This is a genomic window from Bacillus sp. SIMBA_008 (assembly GCF_046535495.1).
Classification (GTDB): Bacteria; Bacillota; Bacilli; order Bacillales; family Bacillaceae; genus Bacillus; species Bacillus subtilis.
In genome coordinates, this window is record NZ_JAWRWL010000273.1 from 1 (window position 1) to 289 (window position 289).

Genomic DNA, 289 nt, shown 5'->3' on the forward strand with positions numbered 1-289 from the left:
TGCCGATGATTCCAGAAACAGTTGTTGCAATGCTAGCTGTTATGAAAATCGGAGCAATTATTTCACCAATATTCTCAGGATTTGCGTGTGATGCAGTCATGACTCGTGTACAAGCGGCAGGATCAAAAATGATCGTTACTGCAGATGGTTTTTCACGCCGAGGTAAAGTTGTTTCATTAAAAGACGAAGTAGATAAAGCTTGCGAACATTGTCCAACTGTTGAAAAAGTTGTTATTGTTCGTCATGCAGGAAATGATTTTACACCACATAATTATGATTTCCCATGGAG

General features: G+C 39.1%; 1 protein-coding gene. It reads left to right on the plus strand.

The annotated features are described in order from the left end of the window. Positions 1–289 (plus strand): AMP-binding protein (locus tag SB658_RS23170; RefSeq protein WP_410602616.1); only part of this gene is annotated, 289 nt, incomplete at both ends.